Annotated in this window: 30 protein-coding genes; 14 read left to right on the forward strand and 16 right to left on the reverse strand. The window is 70.0% G+C overall.

Annotation, left to right across the window (positions count from 1 at the left end):
• Positions 1-120 precede the first annotated feature (120 nt).
• From ACFW5B_RS22300 to ACFW5B_RS22315, 4 genes are read left to right on the forward strand one after another with little or no spacing between them, the layout of a single operon-like run.
• Positions 121-1,677 carry an ABC transporter ATP-binding protein gene (locus tag ACFW5B_RS22300; RefSeq protein ID WP_386442208.1) on the forward strand — a complete coding sequence of 519 codons (1,557 nt, stop codon included), beginning with the start codon at positions 121-123 and terminating at the stop codon, positions 1,675-1,677.
• 23 nt (positions 1,678-1,700) lie between these two features.
• On the forward strand, positions 1,701-2,843 hold the full coding sequence (locus ACFW5B_RS22305) for an ABC transporter permease (RefSeq protein WP_386442340.1): 1,143 nt from the start codon (positions 1,701-1,703) through the stop codon (positions 2,841-2,843).
• The gene (locus ACFW5B_RS22310; RefSeq protein WP_386442211.1) at positions 2,840-4,120 is read left to right on the forward strand and encodes an ABC transporter permease; all 1,281 of its coding nucleotides are present in this window, start codon (positions 2,840-2,842) and stop codon (positions 4,118-4,120) included. The genes ACFW5B_RS22305 and ACFW5B_RS22310 overlap by 4 nt, the downstream gene beginning before the upstream one ends.
• Positions 4,117-4,536: a cytidine deaminase gene (locus ACFW5B_RS22315; RefSeq protein WP_386442214.1), complete on the forward strand. Its 420-nt coding sequence runs from the start codon at positions 4,117-4,119 to the stop codon at positions 4,534-4,536. The genes ACFW5B_RS22310 and ACFW5B_RS22315 overlap by 4 nt, the downstream gene beginning before the upstream one ends.
• A 60-nt stretch (positions 4,537-4,596) precedes the next feature.
• On the opposite strand, the gene ACFW5B_RS22320 is transcribed toward ACFW5B_RS22315, so the two are convergent.
• From ACFW5B_RS22320 to ACFW5B_RS22330, 3 genes are all read right to left on the reverse strand, one after another.
• Positions 4,597-5,040 carry a GNAT family N-acetyltransferase gene (locus ACFW5B_RS22320; protein WP_386442217.1) on the reverse strand — a complete coding sequence of 148 codons (444 nt, stop codon included), beginning with the start codon at positions 5,038-5,040 and terminating at the stop codon, positions 4,597-4,599.
• 65 nt (positions 5,041-5,105) lie between these two features.
• Positions 5,106-6,164, reverse strand: coding sequence for a cytochrome P450 (locus ACFW5B_RS22325; RefSeq protein WP_386442220.1), 1,059 nt, complete (start codon positions 6,162-6,164; stop codon positions 5,106-5,108).
• 77 nt (positions 6,165-6,241) lie between these two features.
• Positions 6,242-6,331 (reverse strand): tryptorubin family RiPP precursor, encoded by a 90-nt coding sequence (locus tag ACFW5B_RS22330; RefSeq protein ID WP_217366279.1) that lies wholly within the window; start codon positions 6,329-6,331, stop codon positions 6,242-6,244.
• A 322-nt stretch (positions 6,332-6,653) separates the two neighbouring features.
• Here ACFW5B_RS22330 and cutA point away from each other — a divergent pair, with 322 nt between their 5' ends.
• Positions 6,654-6,875, forward strand: a complete 222-nt coding sequence (cutA, locus tag ACFW5B_RS22335) for a divalent cation tolerance protein CutA (RefSeq protein WP_386442225.1) — start codon at positions 6,654-6,656, stop codon at positions 6,873-6,875.
• Between the two features lie 57 nt (positions 6,876-6,932).
• Here the strand turns inward: cutA and ACFW5B_RS22340 are convergent, their stop codons facing one another.
• Together ACFW5B_RS22340 and ACFW5B_RS22345 are read right to left on the reverse strand one after the other, a co-directional pair.
• On the reverse strand, positions 6,933-7,487 hold the full coding sequence (locus ACFW5B_RS22340) for a GNAT family N-acetyltransferase (protein ID WP_386442228.1): 555 nt from the start codon (positions 7,485-7,487) through the stop codon (positions 6,933-6,935).
• Positions 7,484-8,764, reverse strand: a complete 1,281-nt coding sequence (locus ACFW5B_RS22345) for a hypothetical protein (RefSeq protein WP_386442231.1) — start codon at positions 8,762-8,764, stop codon at positions 7,484-7,486. The genes ACFW5B_RS22340 and ACFW5B_RS22345 overlap by 4 nt, the downstream gene beginning before the upstream one ends.
• Before the next feature lie 264 nt (positions 8,765-9,028).
• Here ACFW5B_RS22345 and ACFW5B_RS22350 point away from each other — a divergent pair, with 264 nt between their 5' ends.
• The 3 genes from ACFW5B_RS22350 to ACFW5B_RS22360 all read left to right on the forward strand — a co-directional run bounded on the left by ACFW5B_RS22350 (position 9,029) and on the right by ACFW5B_RS22360 (position 11,222).
• Positions 9,029-9,349 (forward strand): hypothetical protein, encoded by a 321-nt coding sequence (locus tag ACFW5B_RS22350; RefSeq protein WP_386442234.1) that lies wholly within the window; start codon positions 9,029-9,031, stop codon positions 9,347-9,349.
• Positions 9,346-9,726: a hypothetical protein gene (locus ACFW5B_RS22355; protein ID WP_386442237.1), complete on the forward strand. Its 381-nt coding sequence runs from the start codon at positions 9,346-9,348 to the stop codon at positions 9,724-9,726. Before ACFW5B_RS22350 ends, ACFW5B_RS22355 begins: the two co-directional genes overlap by 4 nt.
• 218 nt (positions 9,727-9,944) lie before the next feature.
• Entirely contained in the window at positions 9,945-11,222 is a 1,278-nt protein-coding gene (locus ACFW5B_RS22360; protein WP_386442240.1) for a thymidine phosphorylase, read from the forward strand.
• 299 nt (positions 11,223-11,521) lie between these two features.
• Here the strand turns inward: ACFW5B_RS22360 and ACFW5B_RS22365 are convergent, their stop codons facing one another.
• Positions 11,522-12,088, reverse strand: coding sequence for a TetR/AcrR family transcriptional regulator (locus ACFW5B_RS22365; protein WP_386442243.1), 567 nt, complete (start codon positions 12,086-12,088; stop codon positions 11,522-11,524).
• Positions 12,089-12,275: 187 nt separating this feature from the next.
• Between ACFW5B_RS22365 and ACFW5B_RS22370 the strand changes: the two genes are divergently transcribed.
• Complete coding sequence (locus tag ACFW5B_RS22370) at positions 12,276-13,067, forward strand: SDR family NAD(P)-dependent oxidoreductase (RefSeq protein ID WP_386442246.1); 792 nt, start codon at positions 12,276-12,278, stop codon at positions 13,065-13,067.
• Between the two features lie 134 nt (positions 13,068-13,201).
• On the opposite strand, the gene ACFW5B_RS22375 is transcribed toward ACFW5B_RS22370, so the two are convergent.
• Positions 13,202-14,518 (reverse strand): MFS transporter, encoded by a 1,317-nt coding sequence (locus ACFW5B_RS22375; RefSeq protein ID WP_386442249.1) that lies wholly within the window; start codon positions 14,516-14,518, stop codon positions 13,202-13,204.
• Between the two features lie 95 nt (positions 14,519-14,613).
• Here ACFW5B_RS22375 and ACFW5B_RS22380 point away from each other — a divergent pair, with 95 nt between their 5' ends.
• The gene (locus ACFW5B_RS22380) at positions 14,614-15,597 is read left to right on the forward strand and encodes a LysR substrate-binding domain-containing protein (protein ID WP_386442252.1); all 984 of its coding nucleotides are present in this window, start codon (positions 14,614-14,616) and stop codon (positions 15,595-15,597) included.
• Positions 15,598-15,791: 194 nt separating this feature from the next.
• On the opposite strand, the gene ACFW5B_RS22385 is transcribed toward ACFW5B_RS22380, so the two are convergent.
• Positions 15,792-16,607, reverse strand: a complete 816-nt coding sequence (locus tag ACFW5B_RS22385) for an alpha/beta hydrolase (RefSeq protein ID WP_386442255.1) — start codon at positions 16,605-16,607, stop codon at positions 15,792-15,794.
• Between the two features lie 103 nt (positions 16,608-16,710).
• On the opposite strand from ACFW5B_RS22385, the gene ACFW5B_RS22390 reads away from it, so the two are divergent.
• Positions 16,711-17,871 (forward strand): adenosine deaminase, encoded by a 1,161-nt coding sequence (locus ACFW5B_RS22390; protein ID WP_386442258.1) that lies wholly within the window; start codon positions 16,711-16,713, stop codon positions 17,869-17,871.
• A gap of 142 nt (positions 17,872-18,013) precedes the next feature.
• Complete coding sequence (locus ACFW5B_RS22395; RefSeq protein WP_386442261.1) at positions 18,014-18,292, forward strand: hypothetical protein; 279 nt, start codon at positions 18,014-18,016, stop codon at positions 18,290-18,292.
• Positions 18,293-18,426: 134 nt separating this feature from the next.
• Here the strand turns inward: ACFW5B_RS22395 and ACFW5B_RS22400 are convergent, their stop codons facing one another.
• From ACFW5B_RS22400 to afsQ1, 5 genes are all read right to left on the reverse strand, one after another.
• Positions 18,427-18,630, reverse strand: coding sequence for a PspC domain-containing protein (locus tag ACFW5B_RS22400; RefSeq protein ID WP_386442264.1), 204 nt, complete (start codon positions 18,628-18,630; stop codon positions 18,427-18,429).
• Positions 18,631-18,675: 45 nt separating this feature from the next.
• Positions 18,676-19,230, reverse strand: coding sequence for a VanZ family protein (locus tag ACFW5B_RS22405; RefSeq protein ID WP_386442267.1), 555 nt, complete (start codon positions 19,228-19,230; stop codon positions 18,676-18,678).
• Positions 19,231-19,296: 66 nt separating this feature from the next.
• On the reverse strand, positions 19,297-19,923 hold the full coding sequence (locus tag ACFW5B_RS22410) for a hypothetical protein (RefSeq protein ID WP_386442270.1): 627 nt from the start codon (positions 19,921-19,923) through the stop codon (positions 19,297-19,299).
• The gene (locus ACFW5B_RS22415; protein WP_386442273.1) at positions 19,920-21,704 is read right to left on the reverse strand and encodes an ATP-binding protein; all 1,785 of its coding nucleotides are present in this window, start codon (positions 21,702-21,704) and stop codon (positions 19,920-19,922) included. The genes ACFW5B_RS22410 and ACFW5B_RS22415 overlap by 4 nt, the downstream gene beginning before the upstream one ends.
• On the reverse strand, positions 21,701-22,378 hold the full coding sequence (gene afsQ1, locus ACFW5B_RS22420; RefSeq protein WP_026169550.1) for a two-component system response regulator AfsQ1: 678 nt from the start codon (positions 22,376-22,378) through the stop codon (positions 21,701-21,703). The genes ACFW5B_RS22415 and afsQ1 overlap by 4 nt, the downstream gene beginning before the upstream one ends.
• A 226-nt stretch (positions 22,379-22,604) precedes the next feature.
• On the opposite strand from afsQ1, the gene ACFW5B_RS22425 reads away from it, so the two are divergent.
• Entirely contained in the window at positions 22,605-23,402 is a 798-nt protein-coding gene (locus ACFW5B_RS22425; RefSeq protein ID WP_386442276.1) for a SigE family RNA polymerase sigma factor, read from the forward strand.
• A 300-nt stretch (positions 23,403-23,702) separates the two neighbouring features.
• Here ACFW5B_RS22425 and ACFW5B_RS22430 read toward each other — a convergent pair whose 3' ends face one another.
• Positions 23,703-24,350 carry a uridine kinase gene (locus tag ACFW5B_RS22430; RefSeq protein WP_386442279.1) on the reverse strand — a complete coding sequence of 216 codons (648 nt, stop codon included), beginning with the start codon at positions 24,348-24,350 and terminating at the stop codon, positions 23,703-23,705.
• A gap of 168 nt (positions 24,351-24,518) precedes the next feature.
• Between ACFW5B_RS22430 and ACFW5B_RS22435 the strand changes: the two genes are divergently transcribed.
• Positions 24,519-24,920: a hypothetical protein gene (locus ACFW5B_RS22435; RefSeq protein ID WP_386442282.1), complete on the forward strand. Its 402-nt coding sequence runs from the start codon at positions 24,519-24,521 to the stop codon at positions 24,918-24,920.
• 77 nt (positions 24,921-24,997) lie between these two features.
• On the opposite strand, the gene ACFW5B_RS22440 is transcribed toward ACFW5B_RS22435, so the two are convergent.
• Positions 24,998-25,219 (reverse strand): hypothetical protein, encoded by a 222-nt coding sequence (locus tag ACFW5B_RS22440; protein WP_386442285.1) that lies wholly within the window; start codon positions 25,217-25,219, stop codon positions 24,998-25,000.
• Positions 25,220-25,352: 133 nt separating this feature from the next.
• Complete coding sequence (locus ACFW5B_RS22445; RefSeq protein ID WP_386442287.1) at positions 25,353-26,024, reverse strand: hypothetical protein; 672 nt, start codon at positions 26,022-26,024, stop codon at positions 25,353-25,355.
• Positions 26,025-26,186: the final 162 nt, after the last annotated feature.

Raw genomic sequence — 26,186 nt, forward strand, 5'->3', positions numbered from 1 at the left:
CCGCTCCTTCATCCCCGAGGGGAGTGCGCCATCAACGCAGCATCCACGAGCAGCGGCCCCGCCGTCCCGGACGCCCCCGCTGTAGAACTCCGCGGAATCACCAAAAGGTTCCCCGGCGTCGTGGCCAACCACGACATCCATCTCACCGTGCGCCGCGGCACCGTTCACGCCCTGTGCGGCGAGAACGGTGCCGGCAAGTCCACCCTGATGAAGATCCTCTACGGCATGCAGAAGCCGGACGAGGGCACCATCGCGCTGGGCGGCGAGCAGGTCACCCTGCACACCCCGGCGGACGCCATCGCCCGCGGCATCGGCATGGTGCACCAGCACTTCATGCTCGCCGACAACCTCACCGTCCTGGAGAACACCGTTCTCGGCGCGGAGAAGCTGCACGGCATCGGCGCCGGCGCCCGCGCGAAAATCAAAGAACTCTCGGACGCGTACGGGCTGAACATCCGGCCCGACGTCCTCGTCGAGGACCTCGGCGTCGCCGACCGCCAGCGGGTGGAGATCCTCAAGGTCCTCTACCGCGGCGCCCGCACCCTGATCCTCGACGAGCCGACCGCCGTCCTCGTCCCGCAGGAGGTCGACGCGCTCTTCGACAACCTGCGTGAGCTCAAGTCCGAGGGCCTGACGGTCATCTTCATCTCGCACAAGCTGGGCGAGGTGCTCTCGGTCGCCGACGACATCACCGTCATCCGCCGTGGCACCACCGTGGCCTCGGTCGAACCGTCCGAGACCACCCCCAAGCAGCTGGCCGAGCTGATGGTCGGCAGCGAACTGCCCTCCCCCGAGACCCGCGAATCGACGGTCACGGACGAGGAGATGCTCCGCGTCAGCGACCTGCACCTGTCCGCGACCGACTCCGACGGCGTGGTCCGCACCGTCCTGGACGGCATCTCCTTCACCATCCACAAGGGCGAGGTGCTGGGCGTCGCGGGTGTCGAGGGCAACGGCCAGGCCGAGCTGGTCGAGGCCGTCATGGGCACCCGCCGCCCCGACCACGGCACGGTCACCCTGGACGGCACGGACCTGTCCGGCGCCTCCACCCGCGCCCGGCGCGAGGGCGGCATCGGCTACATCCCCGAGGACCGCCACCGCCACGGCCTGCTGCTGGAAGCCCCGCTGTGGGAGAACCGCATCCTCGGCCATGTCACCGAGCGCCCCAACAGCAAGGGCAAGCTCCTCGACATCCCCGGCGCCCGCAAGGACACCGAGCGCATCGTCGAGGCGTACGACGTGCGCACCCCCGGCATCGAGGTCACCGCGTCCTCGCTCTCCGGCGGCAACCAGCAGAAGCTGATCGTCGGCCGCGAGATGAGCCACCACCCCAAGCTGCTGATCGCCGCCCACCCCACCCGCGGGGTCGACGTCGGCGCGCAGGCGCAGATCTGGGAGCAGATCCGCGAGGCGCGCCGCGACGGCCTGGCGGTGCTGCTGATCTCTGCCGACCTGGACGAGCTGATCGGGCTGTCCGACACCCTGCGGGTGATGTACCGGGGCCGGCTGGTCGCGGACGCGGACCCCGCCGTCATCACCCCGGAGGAGTTGGGCTCCGCCATGACCGGTGCCGCCAGAGGCCACCTCAGCGCTGCGGAAGAGGGTGCGTCGGAAGACGGCACGCCGGACGACGGCGCGTCGCAGGACGCCGGTGAGCAGGAGGGCGACGAGCAGTGAGCACCTCCACCAAGAACCCCACCGTGGACGCCATCGCCAAGAGCGCCACCCGTGACAAGGTGATCCTGGCGATCGCCGCGCCCGTGCTGGCCATCGTCGCCGCGATAGTGATCTCGTCCCTGGTGTTCCTCGCCTCCGGTGAGAACCCCTTCCGGGCCTACGGGATCATGGCCGATTACGGCCACTACAGCGACAGCCAGGTCTGGATCATCAACAAGGCGGTGCCGTACTACCTTTCGGCGCTGGCGGTCGCCATCGGCTTCCGCATGAACCTCTTCAACATCGGCGTCGACGGCCAGTACCGCCTCGCGGCCTTCGCGGCCGCGGCGGTCGGCGGCGCCATCGCCCTCCCCGGCGCGCTCCAGATCATCCTGCTGATCGTCATCGCGATGCTGGTCGGCGCCGTCTGGTCGGGCATCGCGGGTCTGCTGAAGACCACCCGCGGCGTCAGCGAGGTGATCACCACGATCATGCTGAACGCCATCGCCGCGTCGATCATCGGCTACTTCCTCCAGGACGGCCGCCTCGCCATCAAGGACGGCAACCTCCTGCACACGAAGTTCCTGCCGGAGTCCAGCCACTTCTTCTCCTTCCCGACCCACCCCAAGCCGGTCCTCGGCTTCGTGGTGATCGCGATCCTGGCCGGTGCGCTGTACTGGTTCGGGATCAACCGCACCCGCTTCGGCTTCGACCTGCGCGCCGTGGGCGCCTCCGAGCCGGCCGCCGAGGCCAGCGGCGTCAGCGTCAAGCGCATGATCCTTTGCAGCATGCTGCTGTCGGGCGCCGCGGCCGGTCTGGTCGGTATGCCCACCCTGCTCGGCGAGTCCTTCCAGTACGGCACGGACTTCCCGGCCGGTATCGGCTTCACCGGTATCGCCATCGCGCTGCTCGGCCGCAACCACCCCATCGGCATGGCCTTCGGCGCCCTGCTGTGGGCGTTCCTCGACCGCACCGGCTCCCGGCTGGAGTTCGAGGGCTACGCCCAGGAAATCGTCGGCGTCATCCAGGGCGTCATCGTCCTGTGCGTGGTCATCGCCTACGAGATCGTGCGCCGCTACGGGCTGAGCCTTCAGCAGCGCAAGGTCGGCGAGGAGCTGGCCGCCCTGTCCCGTACGAACAACACCGACAAGTCTGACAAGAGCGACAACCCGGAGGTGTCGGCGTGAGTACGGACCTCAAGACCGCGACGAAGCTCGCGGTCCCCGGGAAGGGTGGCCGGCGCAAGCTGACCTACCCGTGGATCCTGCTGATCATCGCCGTCGGGCTGGTCGCCGTCTCCGTCCTCCGGGCCGTCACCGGCGCGGGTGACCTCACCTCCACCGGCCAGTTCGGCGCCGCGCTGAGCGCCGCCGTGCCGATCGGCCTGGCGGGTCTGGGCGGACTGTGGTCCGAGCGGGCCGGCGTGGTCAACATCGGCCTCGAAGGCATGATGATGCTCGGCTCGTTCGCGGCCGGCTGGGTCGGCTGGCAGCACGGCCCCTGGGCGGCGGCCGCGGCCGGCATCCTCGGCGGCGCGCTCGGCGGCCTCATCCACGCCGTCGCCACTGTCACCTTCGGCGTCGACCACATCGTCTCCGGTGTCGCGGTCAACATCCTGGCGCTCGGTGCCACCCAGTACCTGGCCACGCTGTGGTTCGGCCAGGAGGGCAGCGCGGCCATGCTGGCCGGCGGCAACGACAAGCAGTCGCCGCCGATGCCCGACATGCCGACGTTCACCGTCCCCGGCCTGTCGGACGCGCTGAACGCCCTGGAGGGCCACCACTGGTTCCTGGTCTCCGACGTCGCCGGCATCCTCGGCGCCGCGGTCACCAACGTCTCCTGGCTGACCCTGCTCACCGTCGCCCTGTTCATCGGCACCTTCTACGTACTCTGGCGCTCCTCGTTCGGACTGCGACTGCGATCCTGCGGCGAGGCCCCGATCTCGGCCGAGACCCTGGGCGTCAACGTCTACTCGTACAAGTACGCGGCGGTGCTGGTCTCCGGCGCCCTGGCCGGCCTCGGCGGTGCCTTCCTCTCCATCGGGGTGCACTTCTACCAGGACGGCCAGACCGGCGGCCGTGGCTACATCGGTCTCGCCACGATGATCTTCGGCAACTGGCGGCCGGGCGGCGTCGCGATGGGAGCGGGCCTGTTCGGCTTCATGGACGCCATGCAGCTGCGCAGCGGCGGACCGACCGTCCACGCCCTGCTGCTGGGCCTGGCCGCGCTCCTCGCGGTGCTCGCCCTGTTCCGGCTGCGTGCCGCCAAGCGCACCCAGGCCGTGGTCGCCGGCATATCCGCCGCCGTCCTGGTCATCTGGTACGCCCTGGCCGACACCGTTCCGCTCGAACTGGTCGAGGCGAGCCCGTACATCGCCACCCTGCTGGTACTCGCCCTCTTCTCCCAGCGGCTCCGGCCGCCGAAGGCGAACGGCAAGCCCTACCGCCGAGGACAAGGCACATGACACCACCGGTGCCGGTCGACTGGACCGCACTGCGCGCGCAGGCCCGGGACGCGATGTCCCGGGCCTACGCCCCGTATTCCGGCTACCCCGTAGGCGCCGCCGCCCTCGTGGACGACGGCCGCACCATCACCGGCTGCAACGTGGAGAACGCCTCCTACGGCCTCGCCCTGTGCGCCGAATGCGGCCTGATCTCAGAGCTGTTCGCGGGCCGGACCGACACCAGTGGCCCCGCCCCCCGCCTGACCGCCTTCACCTGCGTGGACGGGGCGGGCGACCTGCTCGTCCCGTGCGGCCGCTGCCGCCAACTGCTCTGGGAACACGGCGGACCGGAGCTTCTGGTCGACACGGCGGCAGGCGTTCGCCCGCTGTCGGAGCTGCTTCCGGACGCGTTCGGGCCGGGGCATTTGAGGAGGTGACGGGGAGCGGTGGGTGCCAGTGACTCCATCCCGCCACCCACCGCCCCCGGCACCACCCGCTCACCGGGCAAGACGCAGGTCGATCCAGGGAATGCTGTCCCCCGGCAGCAGATAGCGCTCGATCTCGACAAACCCGTGCTTGCGCGCGAACCGCAGCCCGTCCTCGTTGGAGGACAGCACCACGGTCTCGATCACTTCGGCGCCCAACTCCCGCGCCCGCCCGAGCCCGCGCGCATAAAGCTCCTCCCCGAACCCCTGACCACGATGAGCTTCCAGCACACGGGCGATCACGGTCACCGTCAGCGCGTCATCCGCAGGCGGACGCACCGTGCTGCACCCGATGAGTTCGTCACCGGCATACGCGACCTCCAAGTGGTGACGCTGCGCCCGCTCCCGCACCTCCTCCAGCGAAAGGAGGTGGGTAGGAATAATCGTGTTGTGGACGTACTGCCAGTCCTTGAGCGCGCCGTCGCCATCCGGCCGCTGAATACGAAGATCAGACATCGCAGCAGAAGACCCGAGTCCCTCCCGCACGTCAACTCCGTTCAGGGGGACGGATGGTCAGGCCGTCACGGTCGAGCCATCGGTCGCGTCATCTGCACTTCGGACACTTCGAGCAATCCGTCGAGTTCGACCTTCCCCCTGGTCTGGCCCGGACTCACCACCAGTCCGTCCCGGCGCACGATGTCCAGGAGCCGTTCGGCCAGGGGCAGGACCATATGCCGGCCCCAGCATCGTTCGCTTACGTGGCCGAAGGGGAGATATCCGGGGTGGTTGTCTCCGTCCAGCTCTTCCCAGCGGGCGGGATGAAACGCGTCGGGCTCGTCCCAGAGCTTGGGGTCGCGGTGGCTCAGCAGGGGGAGCAGCAGGACATCGTCTTTCGGGCCGATCCGTGCGTCCACGTCCGAGAACTCCGGAGAAGCCATGCGCAAGATGTTCCATGAGGGGGGAAGCAGTCGGAGTGCCTCAAGGAGGATGTTCCGATTCGGTACGTCATCGCTGAACGGAGCCCCGAGCCACAGGGCGTTGGTGACCAGCGCGGACACGGTGAAGCACACCGGTGCTGCCACCCGCCGGTACAGGTACATGGCATAGCGCCGGTCACCGTAGGTCTTGGAATCGAGCACGAGAGCGGCAAGTTTCGACAGCGGCACGTCCTGCCCGGGCCTGCCCAGCAAAGCAGCACCGGAGGCGACGGCCGACCAGGTCAGTTTCGGTGTCAACTCCAGCCTGCGGTCGACCAGAACCCGGAATCGCAGACGTTCGTTCCCGAAAACGAGATTCCGCAGGTAAACATGCGCCACATGCGGCCACCGGCCGGTCAGGTCGACCGCCTCATCGAGGGGACGCTGCAGCGCGTTCCGCACGTCCGAGCCCACGGCTTGCATAAAGGTGGACGCATCCGCACGGGTAACGAGCCGTCCCTGGACGGGTTTGAAGGTGGGCCTCTCCTCCGCGTTGGCCGGCCTGCTACGGAGTAAGCGGTCCATCAGCTCGGCGCCGGATACTCCGATCGTGTCGGGCTCCAGACGAAAAAGCGACGCACCACGATAACGATGTAACAGTTCGTCGATTCTCGGCGCGAACTCGATGACCCGACCGCTCCCGCCGACGCGGTGCATAGGCATGTCTGAACTCCGTGGATAGGCAGCTCGCGCCGGCCAGAATTCCTGACCGACGCGAGCCCGGCAGGGAAACTGTCCAGTTAAATCCAGCCGTACCAGGCGTATGCCTTGAGGCTCTTTTCCGGGCGGAACTTCTTGACGATGCGAACGAGTTTCATGAGTACCTCCATCTGCGTGGCGAACGAGATACCTGCTCGACGGCAGAAGATATAGCGACCGGTCAGAATTCCCGGCATTCATTTCAACTGCCATGGAAAGTGAAGACCTATCCGGTGAATGTGTCAAGTGATCCACGTCACTACCTGAATTGCCTCATTCACGTTTCGAATTCATCCATATTCACATCTCGGCAAATCACTGCTAATCCATCCATTAACACCCAATGCGGGCATCGGAAGGGAGCGGATGGCGCCGAATGGGGTGGTTTGGCCATGTATTGCGTGACATGAACATGTTCTTTGGGGCGACCGAAGGCTTCCGGTCACTGCTCCGGTGCGGTGGCTCTCCCACCCGGAAAACCGTGAAGCGGCGGTGAAGCCGGCCCAGTCGGTCGTCTCGGCACGGCTCGCAGCCGGGGCGCAGATCATCGGCCCGGCGGGGTCGGTGCTCCGGCATCAGGGCGAGTTCGGCTCAGGCGAGGAACGGCAACTCGTCCTCAGGCCCGGGCCAGTTCCAGCACCGCGGCCACTGCGGGTAGTTCGCGATGAGAGCTGAGTCTGCGCAGGGTCGGTTGCGCCGAGAAATCCTCATTCGCTGCATTGCGCGAAATGTCTAACGGAGCTGGCAGACCAACACGTCATGGAGAGGCGCGCCCTCCCAGGGGCGAGCCTCACCCACCTTGCGATATCCCCAGGACCGATAAGCCGCTTGAGCTGCCTCTGCGTCCGGCAGCGCATTGAGCAGCACGCGCTCTTCGTTCCCGCCCGCGAGCAGTGCCTCGTGCAGCCGACGACCGACTCCGAGCCGACGCCAGGGCGCACGCACCGCGAACTCCATGAGACCGAAAGTGCGTTGTCCGTCCTCCCGTCTGAGGTCGTCCGAGACGGGAGTGATCAGCCGGTCCCACCAACCTGTCTTGGAACTGAGCGGATACCCGAACGCGATGCCCACCGGTTCACCGTCGGTAGTGCAGGCCAAAGCAGCACGGAAGGCGGACTTGCAAACCTGGGACCGAAATCGGCGGAAGGTCGCCTCGACCGATTCCCGGGATTCCCCGTACGGTTCCTCAGCAAAGACCTCGGCGTAGACGATCCTGAACGCGGACTCGGCCCGAGCGGCGGCGGGGCCGTCCAAGGGCTCAACGGTGATCGTCTCCGACTCGCTCAAGTGCGGCCTCCTTGTAGGGTTTCTTGGATTTGTTCCGAGGCGTCGCGGGCTGCGGTGGTGCCGATACCATCAACGGCCTTCTGGAAATCCTGGATGCGACGGGTGAGGCGAGTGGAGGCGATCTCTCCACACGATTCGACAACGCCCACCATCTCGGCACACGCTCCCTCTACCTCTCCCGCGTTGAGGAGAGTGTTGGCCAGCTTGGACCTGTACCACGCCGCATTGCGGGCATATCCACCTCCGAGACCGGCCACAGCAGCGCGCAAAAACGGCACTGCCCTCTGGGGCATCCCAGCCCTCGCATACATATCCGCCGTGGCGTAGTCGATTTCCACGGATCCAGCGAAGCGCGCCCAATGGGGAACTTCGGTGCTCGATTCGTTGCGACTCTGGTAGGAGAGCGCACGGCTGAGCGCGCGGCGGGCGGCGGCCGGATCCCCGACATGTGTGCTGACGTTTACTTCGCGAAGCGCAATCACGAGATGAACGGCAGGCCCCGCCCCGGCCCTGCGGGCCAGGCCATAAGCGGTCTCGACTGCCGATGCAGCTTCCCAGCTCCGGTCCGCCTTGACGTCGATCAGTACGAGCGTCTCCAGTGCCGAGATTTGCAAGAGCTCGTCTCCGATGAGCTGGGCAGCCGTCAGGGCTTCCAGGGAAGCTGCGCGTGCCTGACTGACCGGGCCACCGTCGTAGCCGTACCAAGCTTGGTTGCTGTGTAACTCAGACAGCATCGCGTGAAGATCACGGCCAATCTTGGCTGTATACACGGAGCCTTTCAGTATCTGTGTGAGATGCCCTTCGAGTTGCTTCGCGCGAACCTTGGCAGGGACCCCGCCGGAGCAGTGGTCGACTGCGTACAGCTCGGCCAGGCGGCCGCGGAGCACTGCTACGTCACTCGTACCGATACGCGGGCCGTGCTGGTCAGGGAGAATGGCCGCTGCCGCGACCGCACCTGTACCCGCGACGAATGCTCGACGTTTCACGTCGCCATCGTCACCGATCCGCTGCACAGTTGCGCGTCTGTGTGCGGGCACATCGAACCCCATATCGGCGAGTGGAAGACCGAACATTGCTTCCAGCACAGCCTGTTGGCCCGGATGCGGTAACGGTGGCGGTGACTCTGCTTCCCAGCGCCGAAGCTGGCGGACGCTCACCGAAGCGCTGATCCCCAGACGGGCTGCCTCCTGGGCGAACGCGGTGGCGAAGGTCTCTTGTGTGTACCCGGTTTCCTTGCGCAGTCGACCAAGCCGGCTCACGTCTCTACCGCCATGCATGTCCCCTTGTGTGCCCGGAGTCTCTTCTCACCGTAGCGACTTGACCCATGCCTCGAGGCGAAAGCGTTCGACTGAACGCGAAAGCGTCCGCCAAAACGTCCGGTCGCCGGGCACCCACATTTGTTCCGGAGGCGGTGCACTGGTGGGGCACCACGCCATTACGGCCAATGATCAAAAACCATTACGCCAACGCCGTGCAAAAGACCCCCGCGACCGCGCGAACGGCCCGGGGGCGTGGCCATCAACCCCTGGGAGGGTGACGACATGGCGAAGACTATCGCCAGGATCTTCGAATCGCTGCTGAGGCTGTTACTGCCCGCACGAGGGCGTCACCGGTCCCTCGGCTGTCTGCCCACCGTGAGGTGCGACGACGCGCCGACCCTCGTGCTTGTCGGTGTGCCCGGCGGCAGGGAGGGGCTGTTGCGGGGCGAGGACGCGGCCCTGATCCGGCCGTACGCCCTCACCCCGGAGGAGCGGCAGAAGCGACGGTCGGAGTACGGGCGGCGACGGGTGTCGTTGTTTGCGACGTGCGGAGCCGACGTCGGCCCGCGCTGGATGCACGACCTGGAGGCGCCAGCCCGATGAGTCCAACCGACACCCCCCGGCTCCTGCCCTGGTCGAGCCCCGACGGGAAGCCGTGCTTCCTCCTGGGCGACGGGACCGGCTACGTATCCCGGCTCGCCGATGAGATGGAGGAGGCGCAGCTCGACTCCGCCGCCGAACTCGGCGAGGAGGCGCACCGCATCCTTGCGGGCCGTGCGTGGACACCCGGCGAAATCCACCTGCTGGCCCTGGAATTGGCCACTTCCCTCGCCGACGTACGCCGGGTCGCCGAGAGCAGAGGCGCGCGCCTGCCGGTGCCGCAGGACGATGACGCCCCCAAGGCCGATGAAGGTCACGGTGACCGGGACTTCAACGACGAGGGCAGCAGGCTGCGGCTTCCGGCGGAGGCGTTCGGATGAGTCGTCCCTGCCTTGTTCGTACGGGCGCGGCGCCGGACGAGCACACCTACCGCTGGGCGCTGTAGCCAACACCGGCGACCGGACGTAGGGGCCGGACGCGGAACACCGCCCCTTGGGGGCCGCCCCTGGCACCATCCCTGGGGGCGGCCCCCGCCCGCCCTGGCCACCCCCACATCTATGCGTGTAGAACGTACCTACCCGTTCGAAAGGAACCGTCCATGGACGCCATCTCCGTCATCCGCACCAAGCGCGACCGCGGTGAGCTGACCCCCGATCAGATCGACTGGGTCATCGATGCCTACACCCGCGGTGAGGTCGCTCACGAGCAGATGTCGTCGCTGGCGATGGCGATCTTCCTCAACGGTATGAACCGCACGGAGATCGCCCGCTGGACCGCTGCCATGATCGCCTCCGGTGAGCGGATGGACTTCTCCTCGCTGCCCCGTCCCACCGCCGACAAGCACTCCACGGGCGGCGTCGGCGACAAGATCACGCTGCCGCTCGCCCCGCTCGTCGCCGCCTGTGGCGCGGCCGTCCCGCAGCTCTCCGGCCGCGGGCTGGGCCACACCGGCGGCACCCTCGACAAGCTCGAAGCCATCCCGGGCTGGCGCGCGACGCTCTCCAACGACGAGATGCTGAACGTCCTGCGCGACGTCGGCTCGGTCATCTGCGCCGCCGGTGACGGTCTCGCCCCCGCCGACAAGAAGCTCTACGCGCTCCGCGATGTCACCGGCACCGTCGAGTCCATCCCGCTCATCGCCTCCTCGATCATGTCCAAGAAGATCGCCGAGGGCACCGGCTCCCTCGTCCTGGACGTCAAGGTCGGCTCCGGCGCCTTCATGAAGGACCTCGACAACGCCCGCGAACTGGCCTCCACGATGGTCGAGTTGGGTACCGACCACGGGGTGAAGACCGTCGCGCTGCTCACCGACATGGCCACCCCGCTCGGTCTCACCGCCGGCAACGCCCTGGAAGTCCGTGAATCCGTCGAGGTATTGGCCGGTGGCGGCCCGCAGGACGTCGTCGAGCTGACCCTGGCGCTGGCCCGCGAGATGCTCGACGCGGCCGGGCTCAAGGACGCCGACCCGGCCAGGGCGCTGGCCGACGGGTCCGCCATGGACCACTGGCGCCGCATGATCGCGGCCCAGGGCGGCGACCCCGACGCGGCCCTCCCCATGGCCCGCGAACAGCATGTCGTCACCGCCGCTTCCTCCGGCACCCTCGCCACCCTCGACGCCTACGCGGTGGGCCTGGCCGCCTGGCGCCTGGGCGCCGGCCGCGCCCGTAAGGAGGACCCGGTCCAGGCGGGCGCGGGCGTCGAACTCCACGCCAAGCCGGGCGACATGGTCACCGCGGGCCAGCCCCTGCTGACCCTGCACACCGACACCCCGGAGAAGTTCCCCTACGCCCTGGAGGCCCTCGACGGCGGCGTCCTCGTCGGCCCCGAGGACGCGGCCTTTGCCACCACCCCGGTGGTGCTGGGACGTATCGGTTGAGGTGACCGGGACGCCCTGCCCCGAGCCCTTCAGGGCAGGGCGTCCCGCCGTCCGCCGTCTGCCGTCCGTCGTCCGCCATCTGCCGCCGCCAGTCACCAGCCGCCATCGACAACGGGCCGCAGCTTCCGGCGGAGGCATTCGGATGAGCAAGATGAGCAAGATGAGCAAGGGGAAGGCATCGTGCGCGGCCGGTACTGGTGTTGATGCCGGTGCCGGTGCCGGTGCCGTTGCCGGTTCGCGGATCGGCGGCTCCAGGCCATGCCGCAAATGGCTCTGCGCCACATGCCCCGGGGCGAGGGTCAGGCGTGCTGCGCCCCGCGTGCCAGCAGCAGCAGGGCGTCGACGAGTTCCTCGGCCGGTGCACCGGTGGCCAGGCTGCGCAGTTGCAGGCCGAAGACCAGCGCGACGGCGGTGCCCGCCAGCCGCTCGGCGTCGGGTACGCCGAGACCGGTGAGGATCCGGGCGGCCAGCTGGTCGTACGCGGCGAAGCACTGGGCGGCCGCGGTGCGCAGCCGCTCGTCGCGGCCGGCCTGGACGTAGAGCTCGAAGGGTGCGATGTACCTGCTGTCGGTCTGTGTGCACCCGGCGACCTGGCCGACCGTGGCGGAGGCCTGATCGATGTCCATCCCGTCGGTCTGGCACTGATCGGCGAGTTCGGTGAAACGCCGGGTCTCCTCCGCGACGAAGTGCAGCAGGCTCTCCCGCAGCATCTCGTGCTGGGTCGTGAAGTGGTAGGTGACCGACCCGAGGGAGACCTTGGCCTCCTTGGCGATCCGCCGGTTGGTGACCCCGGCGACGCCGTCCTCACCGATTATGCGCAGGACGGCATCGATGATGCTCTGCCGGGTTCCGGAGGGCTTGGACATGACCGTCATTGTGCCACCGGTGTGGTGGCGGCGGCGGTGGGGCGGTCGTCAGGGAGGCCCGAGGCCGTACGCGTCGTGGATGCCGCCGATCGCGCGGTGCCGCGGCGGGCGCGCGGCCCTGCTGTTGACGCAGCCGCCTCACCCTTTTACTGTTCGTTCGAACGAACAGTTTTCGAGAGGGTCTCCTATGCGCATCGCAGGATCAACCGTTCTCCTGACCGGGGCCGTGGGCGGCCTCGGTCAGGCCATCGCTCGCGACCTGGCGGCCAAGGGGGCCAAGCTGGTCCTCTCCGGGCGTCGTGCCGATGCCCTGGAGGCGCTCGCCGACGAGCTGGGTGCGCGAGCGGTCACCGCTGATCTCGCCGACCCGGACCAGGTCGACCACCTTGCCGGGGCCGCCCCCGACACGGACATCCTGATCGCCAACGCCGCCCTGCCCTCCACCGGCGATCTCCTCGACTACACGCCGGAGCAGATCGACCGCGCGCTGAACGTGAACCTGCGCGCCCCCGTCATGCTGGCCCGCGCGCTCGCGCCCCGGATGGTCGCGCAGGGCCGGGGCCATGTCGTCCTCGTCGGCTCGATCTCCGGGAAGGCGGCCACCAAGTACTCCTCGCTCTACAGTGCGGCCAAGTTCGGGCTGCGCGGTTTCGCGCTCTCCTTCCGCCAGGACCTGCACGGCACGGGGGTGGGGGTCTCCCTGGTGCAGCCCGGTGCCGTACGCGATGCGGGCATGTTCGCCGTCACGGGCGCCACCCCGCCGGCCGGGGTGCGCATGGTCTCCCCGGGCCAGGTGGTGGCGGGGGTGGTCCGGGCCGTTGAGCGCGATCTGTGCGAAGTCAATGTCGCGCCGGTGGAGTTGAAGGTGCTCGGCGCCCTCGCCGGGCAGTTCCCCGGCTTCGCGGAGAAGATGCAGCGCGGCTCCGGCGCCGAGCGCACCATCAACGAGGTCGTGGCGGCCCAGCGGGCCAGGCGGTAGCCGTGTGCCCGAGGAGGAAGCGCCGGTCAGCTTCCCTGTCGACCGAGGGCGAAGGACCGAGGGCGAAGGACCAAGGGCGAAGGGCCCGCCCCGCCAGGACAGGTGGCAGGACGGGCCCTTCGGACTGAGGGTGGCTACGCGGCCTTCTCCAGGTGGAGGAGGCGGCGTTCGGCCACGGCCTTGCGGGTGGCGTAGAGGGTGATGGAGGCGGCGCCGACCATCGCGGCGAGGCCGAGGGCGACGGTGCCCTCCCAGCCGACGGCGTGGAAGGCGGCGGCGCCCAGCGCACCGCCCAGGCTGCTGCCGACGTAGTACGCGCACTGGTACAGCGCCGATGCCTGGGCGCGCGCCGTCTTGGCGGTGCGGCTGACCGAGGACGACGCGACCGCATGGCCCGCGAAGAAACCGGCGGTGATCAGGATCAGGCCCGCCAGCACCGCGCCCACCGAATCGGAGAGCGTCAGCAGCAGACCCGTCGAGGTCGTACCGACTGCCAGGTACAGGGCGCCGCGGCGGCCCACCCGGGCGACCAGCTTGCCGGCCGCGGCCGAGGAGACCGTACCGACCAGGTAGACCACGAAGATCGAACCGACAATGCCCTGCGGGAGGTTGAACGGCTCGGAGACCAGGCGGTAGCCGATGACCGTGTAGACCGCGCCGAAGACCGTCATGAACAGGCCGCCGATGGCGTAGAGACGGCGCAGCAGCGGGTCGGCGAGGTGGTTGCCGAGCGTACGGGCCAGCGCCCGTGGTCCGACCGAACGGGACGCGAAATGCCGGGCCTTGGGGACCAGCAGCCGGAAGGTCACCGCGCACACCACGGCCAGCACACCCACCGCGGCGAGCGCCGCCCGCCAGCCCCAGGCCTGGGCGACCCAGCCGGTCACGATGCGGCCGGACATCCCGCCGATGCTGTTGCCCGCCACGAACAGTCCGATGGCTCCCACCAGCGCCTTGGCGCGTACCTCCTCGGCCAGGAACGCCATCGCCGAGGCCGGCAGCCCGGCCAGCGCGACACCCTGGATGCCGCGCAGCGCGATCAGCGCACCGAGCGACGGGGCGAACGGCACCAGCATCGCGATCAGTGCGGCCACCGCGAGGGACCACGTCATCAGCGTGCGCCGGCCGAAGCGTTCGGAGACCGCGCTCAGCGGGATCACGCCGAGCGCCAGGCCGAAGGTCGCCGCGGACACGGTCCAGCTCGCCTGGTCCGGGCTCACCCCGAGGTCGGTGGAGAGAGCGGGCAGCAGCGCCTGCGTGGAGTAGAGGAGGGCGAAGGTGGCCACTCCCGCGGCGAAGAGGGCGAAGCTCATCCGGCGATAGCCGGGGCCGCCCGGCCGCAGCTTGCCCGCTTCGGGGCCGGGCGCGGCGGTGGAGGAGGAGTCAGGGGACGACTGGGGAGAGGCGGCCGCACGGTCGGTGACGGACGCCCCGGTATCAGCGGGAGGCATGTTTCGAAAGTAGACCTGTGCGTTTCATGCGTCCAATGCATGGAAACGGCATAATCGATTCCGTGGTACATGATCGCAGGTCACAAGGGCCTCTGTTGCAAGGTCGCAACAGAAAAGACACCGCTGGTTCGGACCGGGCGGGGGTTGACACCGGTGAGGTCGCCGAGCTCGGTGCCGACTCGTGGGCGGTGCTCCTCGCTCCGCGGCTCGCCCAGTTCACCGCCGTCGCCCGGCACGAACACGTCACCCGCGCGGCGCAGGAACTCGGCATGCCGCAGCCGACGCTCAGCCGGGCGCTGGTCCGCCTGGAGGAGGACCTCGGCGTCGCCCTCTTCGCCCGGCACGGCCGCACCCTCTCCCTCACCCCGGCCGGCCGCGCCTTCCTCGCCTCCACCGAGCGGGCGTTGACGGATCTGGAGCGGGCGACGGAGTCCGTACGGGCCGATGTCGACCCCGCGGCCGGGAAGGTGGCGTTCGGCTTTCTGCACACCCTCGGGTCGGAGACCGTGCCCGGCCTGATCCGCAGCTTCCGCGCCGACCACCCGCGCGTCCGCTTCCAGCTCGTCCAGAACTACGGCGAGGCGATGATCGAGCGGCTGCGGGCCGGCGACCTGGATCTGTGTCTGACCTCGCCGGTGCCCGACTACCCGGACCTGGTCGCCCGCCGGCTCGACGAGCAGAAGCTGCGGCTGGTCGTCCCGGACGATCACCCGCTGGCCGCCCGCAAGCGGGTCCGGCTGGCGGAGGCGGCCGGCGAACTCTTCGTGACCCTGGAACCCGGCTACGGGCTGCGCCGGATCACCGACGCCCTGTGCGCCGAGGCGGGCTTCGCGCCGCGTGTCGCGTTCGAGGGGGAGGAGGCCGAGACGCTGCGCGGGCTGGTCGCGGCGGGGCTGGGCGTGGCCCTGCTCCCACCGCCGGCCGTACCCCGCCCCGGCGTCGCCGAACTGACCGTGACGGCCCCCCGCGCGGTCCGCGAGATCGGCGTCGCCTGGCTGGACGGCCATCCGGACACACCACCGGTGGCCGCCTTCAAGAAGTTCCTGCTCAGCAGACGGGGGCGGTTGCTGCCCAGGTGAGGGGCGCTTGGGGCGGGGACTTTCGGGGGCACGATGGCCGGTGGTGCCGCAGGGGCGCCGCGCGGTGATGCGCCGGGCGACGCCCCTCAGCGTCCGGCCGGTCCACCGTCTCTCAGGCGACAGCCGGCCCCGGCCCACAAGCCGCCCCCGGCCCACGAGCCGCCCCCGGCCCACGAGCCGTCCTCCTCGCCCCCTCAATGCCGCAGTGACGCCCCGAAGCCCGCCGCAAGAGGCATCCGCAGGCCGAGGGGTGGGGGTGCGGCCAGGGCATCCTTCACGGGTCTGGCGAAGCCCCGGGCGAACAGGGAGCCGAGCATGAAGTCCGTTGCCAGAGCCAGGACTTCGGAGCGGTGCTGATGGAGGGAGTGGCCGTCGGAATGCACCTCGAAGCGACAGATGTCGCGGTTGACCTTCTTGGCGCGTTCGGCGTAGCGGTAGGAGAGATCGGGGTCGGTGCGCTCGTCGTTGGTGCCGTGGACCAGCAGGACCTGACGGCCGATGAGCTGCTTCACGGGGTCGGGCTGTTCGCTGTCCCGGTGCGGGTCGGGCAGCCAAGGGGCGATCGCCAGTACGGAGTTGACGGCCGGATGACCCGCGGCGTGCAGGGCGGCGCGGGCGCCCATGCCCGTACCGACGAGGCAGACCGGGACATCGCCGTAGCGGCGGACCACCTCCTCCAGCGCCCAGTCCGCGTCGCGCGCCGGATGGGCCGCGGACCCGTTCCAGCCGCGGCAGCGGTAGCGCACGACATGGGCCGTCAGCCCCTCAGGCCGTCCCGCCTTCGCCAGCCGTACCGCCAACGGGCGCACCGCCAGTGCCGCCACCGGCGACGGGCGCCGTACACCGGTCGGTCCGCCGCCGGGCAGTAAAAGCGCGACCCCGCTCACCTCCCGGCCGCCGCCTCGCCCGCCGACCCTTCGCCGGAGCGCTTCCCGCGCCCCCTCCTTGCCGGCCGTTCCCAGCGGTTTTCCCAGCCGGGCCTCACGCACCGGCAGCGCTTGCTGAGCCATGACCAGAACGATGGCAGACGGCGGCCCGCCCGCCACCCCGTGGACGGGTCACTGTTGCGTATCGTTCGGTGAGATCTACGCGCGTAGGGGCTAGAGTGCGGAAATGACGAGCGAGACCACCACCCTGCCGACCAGTGAACAGATCCGCCGCGCCCCCAAGGTGCTGCTCCACGACCACCTCGACGGGGGCGTGCGCCCCGCCACCGTCGTCGAGCTGGCCCGGGAGAAGGGCTACGAGGGCCTGCCCGAAACCGACCCGGACAAGCTTGGGATCTGGTTCCGTGAGGCCGCCGACTCCGGCTCGCTCGAGCGCTACCTGGAGACCTTCGCCCACACCTGCGCCGTCATGCAGACCCGCGACGCCCTGGTGCGGGTGGCCGCCGAGTGTGCCGAGGACCTGGCCGCCGACGGCGTGGTCTACGCCGAGGTCAGGTACGCGCCCGAGCAGCACCTGGAGCAGGGCCTGACCCTCGAAGAGGTCGTCGAGGCGGTCAACGAGGGCTTCCGCGAGGGCGAGCGCCGGGCCCGCGAACAGGGCCGGCGCATCCGCGTCGGCGCGCTGCTGACCGCCATGCGGCACGCCGCCCGCGCCCTGGAGATCGCCGAACTGGCCAACCGCTACCGGGACACCGGCGTCGTCGGCTTCGACATCGCGGGTGCCGAGGCCGGCTACCCGCCCACCCGCCACCTCGACGCGTTCGAGTACCTCAAGCGGGAGAACAACCACTTCACCATCCACGCCGGTGAGGCCTTCGGCCTGCCGTCGATCTGGCAGGCCCTCCAGTGGTGCGGCGCCGACCGCCTCGGCCACGGGGTCCGGATCATCGACGACATCGAGGTCGCCGACGACGGCTCGGTCAAGCTCGGCCGGCTCGCCTCGTACGTACGGGACAAGCGCATCCCGCTGGAGATGTGCCCGACCTCCAACCTCCAGACCGGTGCCGCCTCCTCCTACGCCGAGCACCCCATCGGCCTGCTGCGCCGGCTGCAGTTCCGGCTCACGGTCAACACCGACAACCGGCTGATGAGCCACACCAGCATGTCCGAGGAATTCGAGCACCTGGTCAAGACATTTCGATACACGCTCGATGACATGCAGTGGTTTACAGTCAATGCGATGAAATCAGCGTTCATTCCTTTCGATGAACGTCTGGCCATGATCAATGACGTGATCAAGCCCGGTTACGCGGAACTGCGGGCCGAATGGCTGTTCCGTCCGGCGGCCACAACACCCCCTGCGAACAGCTCTTCTGGCCCTGCGTAAGCAGTGAAAGCGAGCCTATAGCGCAACGGCCGGTGGAATGTCCACCGGCCGTTTTTTCTTTCGTCGTGGCTGTTTGCGGCGCCGGTTGCCGCCTCAGTAGGTTGATTTGCCGGTCAAGCCCCCATCACGAGGACGTAATTCGATGAAGCAGGGAACCATCAAGACTCTCGGTACCGTCGCGCTCGGTGCCGCTTTCGCCGTCACCGCCGCGGGTGTCGCCACTGCGGCCCCGTCGGTGGACGCCACCGGGGTGCTGAAGAGCCTGCCGGTCAAGGACGCCGGCAAGACCGTCTCCGGGCTCACCAACAAGGCCAAGCCGGCCGGCAACGACGTGAAGACCAAGCTCAACTCCCAGGGCAACAAGCTGCTCGGCGGCCTGCCGACCAACGCCGTCGCCAAGACCCTCCCGCTGGGTGGCTGATCCCGCCACACGGCTCGTCCCCTGGGACGCGTCCTGCGCCGTGCCCCGGCCGAACGCCCTCGTGCGTACGGCCGGGGCATCGTCATGTGCGGAGGGGAATGCGGCCCGGCGGCCGGCGGACCGCGGCGGACCGGTCACCAGGCCGTGGCGGCGCGCTCCTCGGAGGGGAGGAATATCCACAGGGCCAGGTAGATCAGGAACTGCGGGCCGGGCAGCAGGCAGGACAGCACGAAGATGACACGCATCGTCGTCGGCGTCGTACCGAAGCGACGGGCCAGGCCCGCGCACACTCCGGCGATCATTCGGTTGTTGCGGGGGCGGACCAGTGCGGCGGCCATGATGGCGGCTCCTTTGCGACTCGGCGGGGCGTTTGCCCCGATGTCTCAAAGGTAGGTCCGGCTGCCGGAGAGGGCATCAGCCTGCGGGGCCAGTTCAACCCTGGGGAACCTCGGGGTCACGTCCCTGAGATGTCCGTAGTGGCGACGCAGCCGGCGACGGGCCGCGGGGACGACCGCCAGGTGCGACAGGGCCACGCCGAGGGTGCCGAGCAGCACCGAGTCGATGTCCGGGACCCGGCCGGGTACCCCTGACTGCAGCAGCTCGATGGCCAGCGCGATCATCGCCCCGGCGAAGGCGGTACGGGTCAGGGACACCAGTGGCGAAACGTTCAGGCGGCCCGCCGAGAGCGGCAGCAGCACCCCGAGCGGCGCCAGCAGCAGCACCGAGCCGCCCAGATGCTGTGCGGCCTCCCACGACATGCCGTGCGCCAGCTCGGCCCGGATCGTCGCCAGCGGTTCGAGATTCGTGGCGGACACCCAGGTCACGGTGCGCGGGCGCAGCGTCAGCCAGCCGACGGTCAGCAGATGCGCCACAAGGAGCAGGAGTCCGGTGACGCGCATACGGGGAACGGCGGTGGTGCCGGGGCCATGACGCTGCACACAGGCCAGGACGCGACAGGCGGGGGCTGCGGTTCCGCCCCGTTGCGCCCGTGTTGGCCGCCCGGGTCAGCCGTCTTCCGGCAACGGGTCTCCCCACCCGGCGTTCTCCGCTATATCCGGATTGGCCAGCACATCGGCCGAGCAGTCGTAGCGGTGCGCGGTGTCGTCGCCCGGCCCGCCCAGCACCGCCGCATGGGTCCGGCCCAGCGCCGGGCTCGCGCCGTAGGTGCACACCAGCTGCGCCAGTGCGAACGACGGCAGATCGTCCGGGCGGATGCTCAGCCGCAAGGCGTCCGACGGATCGCCGGTGCGCGGCGCGGTGACCTTCAGGTCCCGGGGCAGCGCGCTGCTGAAGCCGGCCCGTTCCTCGTCGGACGACGGCGGTCGCTGCAACTCCTTGAGCAGCGCACGGGCGGTCGGCAGCCGCGGGTCGTCGGCCGCCGACCCCTTGGGCAGCTCCACCGTCCGCTCCACCTGGGCCAGCGCCGAACCGCACACCAGATAGACGGTGGCCTGGGCCCCGCCGGGCGGGTTCGGCGCCGGATCGCTCGCCGGGGCCTTGCAGCTCACCCGCGAGGGCGCGCCGCCCGCGTCGACCGGCACCGACGTGCCCCGGATACCGCAGCCCGCGGCGGCGAGCGCGAGCGCCGCCACGGCGGCGGTGCGCCGCCCCGTCCGCCTGATCGGCGTCATCGCTCGTCCTCCGTGCCCTTGTCGGCCGCGCGGGCCGGGCCGCGCTCCTGCCGGTCGTCGCCCGTCAGCGGCGCGGCGTCCATCGGCAGCCGCAGGGTGAAGACCGCGCCGCCCTCGGGGAGGTTGGCCGCGGTGATCTCCCCGCCGTGGATATGTGCGTTCTCCAGGGCGATCGACAGGCCCAGACCGCTGCCCTCCGACCGCGGCCGGGACGCGCTGGCCTTGTAGAAGCGGTCGAAGACATGCGGAAGGACTTCTTCCGGGATGCCGGGGCCGTGGTCCCGTACGCGGATCACCAGCGTGCCGCCCTCGGGCCGCGCCGCGCCCGCCGCCTCCTCGGACCGCTCCGGCGCCTCGGGCTTCGCACCGGCCTCCGCTTCGCCGGCGGCATCGGACGCGGCCGGACCACCGGTGACGGCCGTGGCGCCGGTCCGGCCACCGGCAGCCTCACCCGCCGCCTCCTCGGTGCGCACCGAGACCCGCACCGGCGAGCCGCCGTGCTTGAGCGCGTTGCCGATCAGATTCGCCAGGATCACATCGAGCCGCCGCGGGTCCAGACGGGCAACGACGCCGCGGTCCGCGTCCAGCTCGACCGCGTCCAGCCAGGCCCGTGCGTCGATACAGGCGGTCACCTGGTCCGCGACATCGACATCGTCCAGCACCAGCCGGGCGGTCCCCGCGTCGAAGCGGGTGACCTCCATCAGGTTCTCCACGAGGTCGTTCAGCCGCCGGGTCTCGCTGACCACCAGCTGCACCGCCGGCGCGATCATCGGGTCGAGGGACTCGGACTCCTCCTCCAGCACCTCCGACACCGCGGTGATCGCCGTCAGCGGCGTCCGCAGCTCGTGCGACATGTCGGCGACGAACCGCCGGGACGCCGCCTCGCGCCCGCTCAGCTCCTCGACCCGCTGCTCCAGCCGCTCGGCCGTGCGGTTGAACGTCCGGGACAGATCGGCCAGTTCGTCGGTGCCGGTCACCCGCAGCCGGGTGTCCAGCCGTCCCTCGCCCAGCTGCCGCGCGGCATACCCCAGCCGCTGTACGGGGCGCAGCACGGTCGTCGCCGCGGCCTGCGCCAGCAGCGCCGAGCCGACCAGCGCGAGCGCGGTCGCGATCCCCAGCGACCAGGCCAGCGAGTTGAGGTCCTGCCGCTCGGCGGCCAGCGACTTCATCATGTAGCCGGTGGGCCCGCCGCCGATCACCTTCGCCCCGGCGACGAGATACGGGGCGTCCCCGACCTCCTTGCGCTGCCAGTACAGATGGTGCCGGTAGCGGTTGGACTCGTCGACCGGGCGCACCTCGTCGACCGCGGTACGCAGTGACTGCGGCACGCTGTCCAGCGTCAGCAGGTTCTTGTTCGTGGTGGCCGCGCAGTCCTTGCCTTCGCGGTCGACCCCGATCAGCAGCACCGTGTAGTCCTGCGGTCCGGCCGCCATCTGCCGTGCCGCGTCCTGGAGTTCGGCACACCGCGGATGCAGCGGCAGCGACCGCGTACTGTCCTCCAGCGCCTTGCGGAAGTCATTGAGGACGGCGTTCTGGGTGCGCTCCAGAACGGTGTTGCGGTTGAGCCAGTACGCGATGCCCGACGCCGAGACCGCGGCGGTCAGTGCCACCAGCGCGAAGACCACGACCAGCCGCAGCCGCAGACTCGTCCAGCGCAGCAGCCCCGACGCCCGGCGCAGTCCCCGCAGTATCCGCCGGCCCGTCCCGGGCCCGCCGGTGTCCCCGGGCTCGCCGCCCGTGCTCTCCTCCGTCGCCTCGCCGCCCGCGGAACGTTCCGTCACTGCGGCGAGTCCAGCCGGTAGCCGACACCACGGACCGTACGGATCAGGGTCGGCGAGGACGGCACGTCCTCCACCTTCGCCCGCAGCCGCTGCACACACGCGTCCACCAGGCGCGAGTCGCCGAGGTAGTCGTGCTCCCACACCAGCCGCAACAACTGCTGCCGGGACAGCGCCTGGCCGGGCCGGCGGCTCAGCTCCAGCAGCAACCGCAGCTCAGTAGGTGTCAGTTGCAGATCCTCGCCGTTCTTGGTGACGGTCATCGCCGACCGGTCGATCACCAGCGAGCCGAACGTCGCCGAGTCACTGGACTCCCGCTCACCGCGGCGCAGCACGGCCCGGATGCGGGCGTCCAGCACCCGCCCCTGGACCGGTTTGACGACATAGTCGTCCGCGCCGGACTCCAGGCCCACCACGACGTCGATGTCGTCGTTACGCGCGGTGAGCAGGATGATGGGCAGCTGGTCCGTACGCCTGATCCGCCGGCACACCTCGAAACCGTCGATGCCCGGCAGCATCACATCCAGCACGATCAGGTCCGGGCGCTGCTCACGCAGCAGCTTCAGGCCGTCCTCGCCCGTCGCCGCGGTCACCACACGGTGACCCTGGCGGGACAGCGAGAGTTCGAGGGCCGTGCGGATGGCGTCGTCGTCCTCGATCAGCAACAGGAAAGGCACGTCAGCCATTCTGGCCCATGGGACGCCGGGACATCGACCCGTGGCGCTCTCGTACACAAGGCCCACGCGTGTGAGGCCGCGCGACGCGCCGCACAGAGCCCTGTGACAGGCCTGTGACAGTCGAAGGACAACGCGATGAAACTGGCTTGGCAGTCTTTTGGGCACCGGGAGAGATCAACAACCCGGGACACACCGAACGAGCTGGCTCTACGACGGGGGGCGCGAGATGAACACACTGCACGGCACCACTTCCAGCGCAGTAATCACGCGACTCCACGATGTCGTCCGGTCCGGCGAGAAGTCCGGTGTCGCACGGGGGTGCACGCGCACCATTGGGCGTCAGCGGCTGCCCTTCAAGGTGGCCATCGACGCGACGACGGTGGAACTCGGCCCGGGGCACGGGGGCAAGGCCGCCCACGGGGGAGAAAACGGGGGCACCAACGGGGGAGCGGAGTACGGGGAGGCCACGGGGGAACGGCGCTCCGCGTCGGAGGCGGCCGAGGCCGAAGCGGCCTTCACCGCCTACGTCCAGGAGCGCCGCGCCTCCCTGTACGCCACCGCCTACCACCTGACCGGCGACCGCTACGAGGCCGAGGACCTGCTGCAGAGCGCGCTGTTCTCGACCTACCGGGCGTGGGACCGGATCAGTGACAAGGCGGCGCTCGGCGGCTATCTGCGCCGCACCATGACCAATCTGCACATCAGCGCCTGGCGCCGGCGCAAGCTCAACGAGTACCCGACCGAGGAGCTGCCGGAGACGGCCGGCGAGGTCGACGCGATGCGCGGCACCGAGCTGCGCGCCGTGCTGTGGCAGGCGCTGGTCCGGCTGCCCGAGACGCAGCGCACGATGCTGGTGCTGCGCTACTACGAGGGCCGTACGGACCCGGAGATCGCGGAGATTCTCAACATCAGTGTCGGCACGGTGAAGTCGAGCATCTGGCGCGCACTGCGCCGGCTGCGCGAGGACGAGGTCCTCAGCTTCGGCCGTGACGAGGAGGAGTCCTTCGGCGAGCTGGTGGCCTGAGGACCGGGGGAGCCCGAGGGGTCCGAGGGGGGCCCAGGGGGGAACGCCCGAGGGGGGATACGGGGGAACCGGTCGCAGCGGAGTGATCCGCAGCGGCCGGGCGTATCGGGGGAGTGCAGGGGATACGGGGGGAAGCAGGGGAAAAATAAGGGGGAAGCAGGGGGATCACGGGGGAAGAAAAGCGGGTTCGGACGGCCGGGGGGTCTGTCCGAGCCCGCTCCTTCGTATGCGGGGACGTACTGCCGCGGGAGTGTTGCCCGCGCGGGCTGCCGCGGCCGTGTCCCGCGGCAGCCCGCCCCGTCAGGTCCGTACCGCCGCCGCGCCCACCGAGTCCGGTGCCCCCGCGGCCGCTATACGGGCCAGTGCCTCCGGCTTGGCGCAGGCGTGCGCGCCCAGGGCGGTGTGCCGGGCGACCACCGACCGCTCGGCGCGCAGCAGCCGCAGGCCGCGGCGGACGAGATACGGGACGGACTTGCGGCCCTCGCGCAGATCCCGCGCGAGCCGCCGGCGGAAGGTGGTGGAGGGGCGGCCGCGCAGACACAGCGCCTCGGCCAGCAGCCCCGCCGCCCGGCAGTCCGCGATGACCTCGGCCGCGAAGATCCCCTCCGCGATGAACAGCGGGGCGCCGCCGAGGTCGAGCCCCGACGCGCCGGTCCGGGCGCTGCTCGCGATGTCGTACACGGGGACGTCGGCACGCCCTGTACGGCACAACGTGTCGATGGCCGCGAGGGCGGCGCCGGCGTCCCAGGACAGCGGGGCGTCCCAGTCGGCGCCGCCGCCGTCGGGGAGTTGTGGGAGCGTCGGGTCCGTCCCCTCCTTGTAGAAGTCGTCGAGGTTGAGGACGGGAAGGCCGGTGCGCGCGGCCAGGGACGTCTTGCCGGAGCCGGAGGGGCCGGTCAGCAGAACGACGCGGGCGGCCGGCGGCCGGGTGGCGGTGTGGGAGCTCACGGGCAGCCATTGTCGCGTATTACCCCGTGTGGGGTACCCCTGGCGCGCGAGGTGGATCGGCCCCCGCCCCCTCAACTACGCTACGCAGTCAACCGATTACGTCAACGGTCCCGACCTCCGTTGGCTCGGCCGGCACTTCGACCCCTTCGAACCACAGGCAGGTGGCACATGCCCTCCCACGCGCGTCCCAAGGCCAGCCGCATTCCGCGCACCTTGCTCCGGGCCGGACTGGTGATCTCCGCGGCCGGTGCCGCGCTCGCGGCGGGCGGTGCGGCGACGGCGAGCGCGGCGCCGGCCGCCTCGGACCTCGCCACCGACACCGGCGCCGCCGCCTCGGGGCTGACCGGCGGCCTGCTGCACTCCGCGGCCGGCGGCCTCGGCCCGGTCAAGAACCTGAAGCTGGACCCGTTGGCCAGTACCTCCGTCGACCCGCTCAGCAACGCGGTGAGTACCCAGATCGCCGACTTCAAGCCGGTGGGCACCACCCTGCTGACCGGCGCCCTCTCGGAGGGCGCGGCGCTCAAGGACCTGCCGCTGGTGGGACAGCTGACGCGGGTGCTGCCGGGCTGAGGGGCGGGCGCGGCCGGGCGGTTCAGCAGCCGCCCGTAGGGCCGCGCCCTCCCGCCACGGCCGCGATCCGCTCCGGGTCAACGCCCCCGGAAGGCCCCGGCCATCGCCTCCATGTCCTCCTGGAACGAACAGCTCAGCGCCAGCCATGAGCCGTCGACGAAGACCAGGTCGAAGCGGCCGCGGGGGAACGTCGTCCGTGGCCTGGGCCGCAGTTCGGCGATGTTCGACAGCTGCAGCTGGGCCGCGACCTCCAGTTGCGGTGCGCGCTCCCGCCACCCGGCGGCCTCATCGGTCAGCACGAACAGCCTGCGGTCGGTGAGCGCCTGGTGACGCGGTGCGCCGCCCGCGGGTGTACTCCCTGGCCTCCCACAGCACTTCGCCGGGGTGGAGCAACGGGCGGCAGGGGTGACGTGATCCGTTTTGGGTATGCGCTCAGAAGCCCCGGCTCCAAGTGGCCACGAAGCCTTCCATGTTCTCGCGCCGCACACTGCCGAGCGCGATCCACGAGCCGTCGGCGAAGGCGACATCGAACCGCCCGCGGCTGATGGTCTTCGAATGTGCCGTCATCCGCACGATGTGCGTACGGGGCACCTCCGCTCCGAATTCCCACTGCGGGGTGGGGTTCCGCCAGCTGGTGTTGTGGTTCACCAGCAGGATCAGCCGCTGGTCGGTCAGCGCCTGGCGCTGCGGCTCGCCGCCCGCGTTCGTCAGATCGACCAGGAGGCGCCCGGCGATGCTGTGCCAGCCGCCGTCCATGACGGTCCCCCAGATCGCCCGCTCCATCGCCCGGTCGGCGAGGTGGTCCAGGCCGATCGCGGCGTTCTCGACCCGGTCGCCGGCGCGGTCGGTGGCCCGGATCAACGGGTTGTTGGTCACCCGGCTGCCGCCCATGGCCTCCAGCGGGCGGCTCACCTTGCCCAGGACGTTGCCCAGCACGCCGCGCACCCGCTGTTCCAGCGCGGATGGCGGGGGCGGCGTACGGGGCGTGCGCAACTGGGCGGGGACGGAGGGCAGTGCCGAGTTCTCGTAGTAGTCCGAGGCGACGATCAGCCGTTCTCCCGGCCGGAGGAAGGGCTGGAAACAGCCGCGGTAGTCCGCCCTCATCCGGCGCGGTTCCTCTCGTGGGGTGCGAATCCCGAAGTGATTGATGGTGTGCAGTCACATCCATCCTAGTGAAGGGGCCGTGGACACGCGCAGGGCCCCGCCCGTTGGCGGGGCCCTGCAGTGGGCTCGTCTGACGGGGATTCACCATCCCGTCAGAGCAGG

This window comes from Streptomyces sp. NPDC058773, from assembly GCF_042746015.1.
GTDB lineage: Bacteria > Actinomycetota > Actinomycetes > Streptomycetales > Streptomycetaceae > Streptomyces.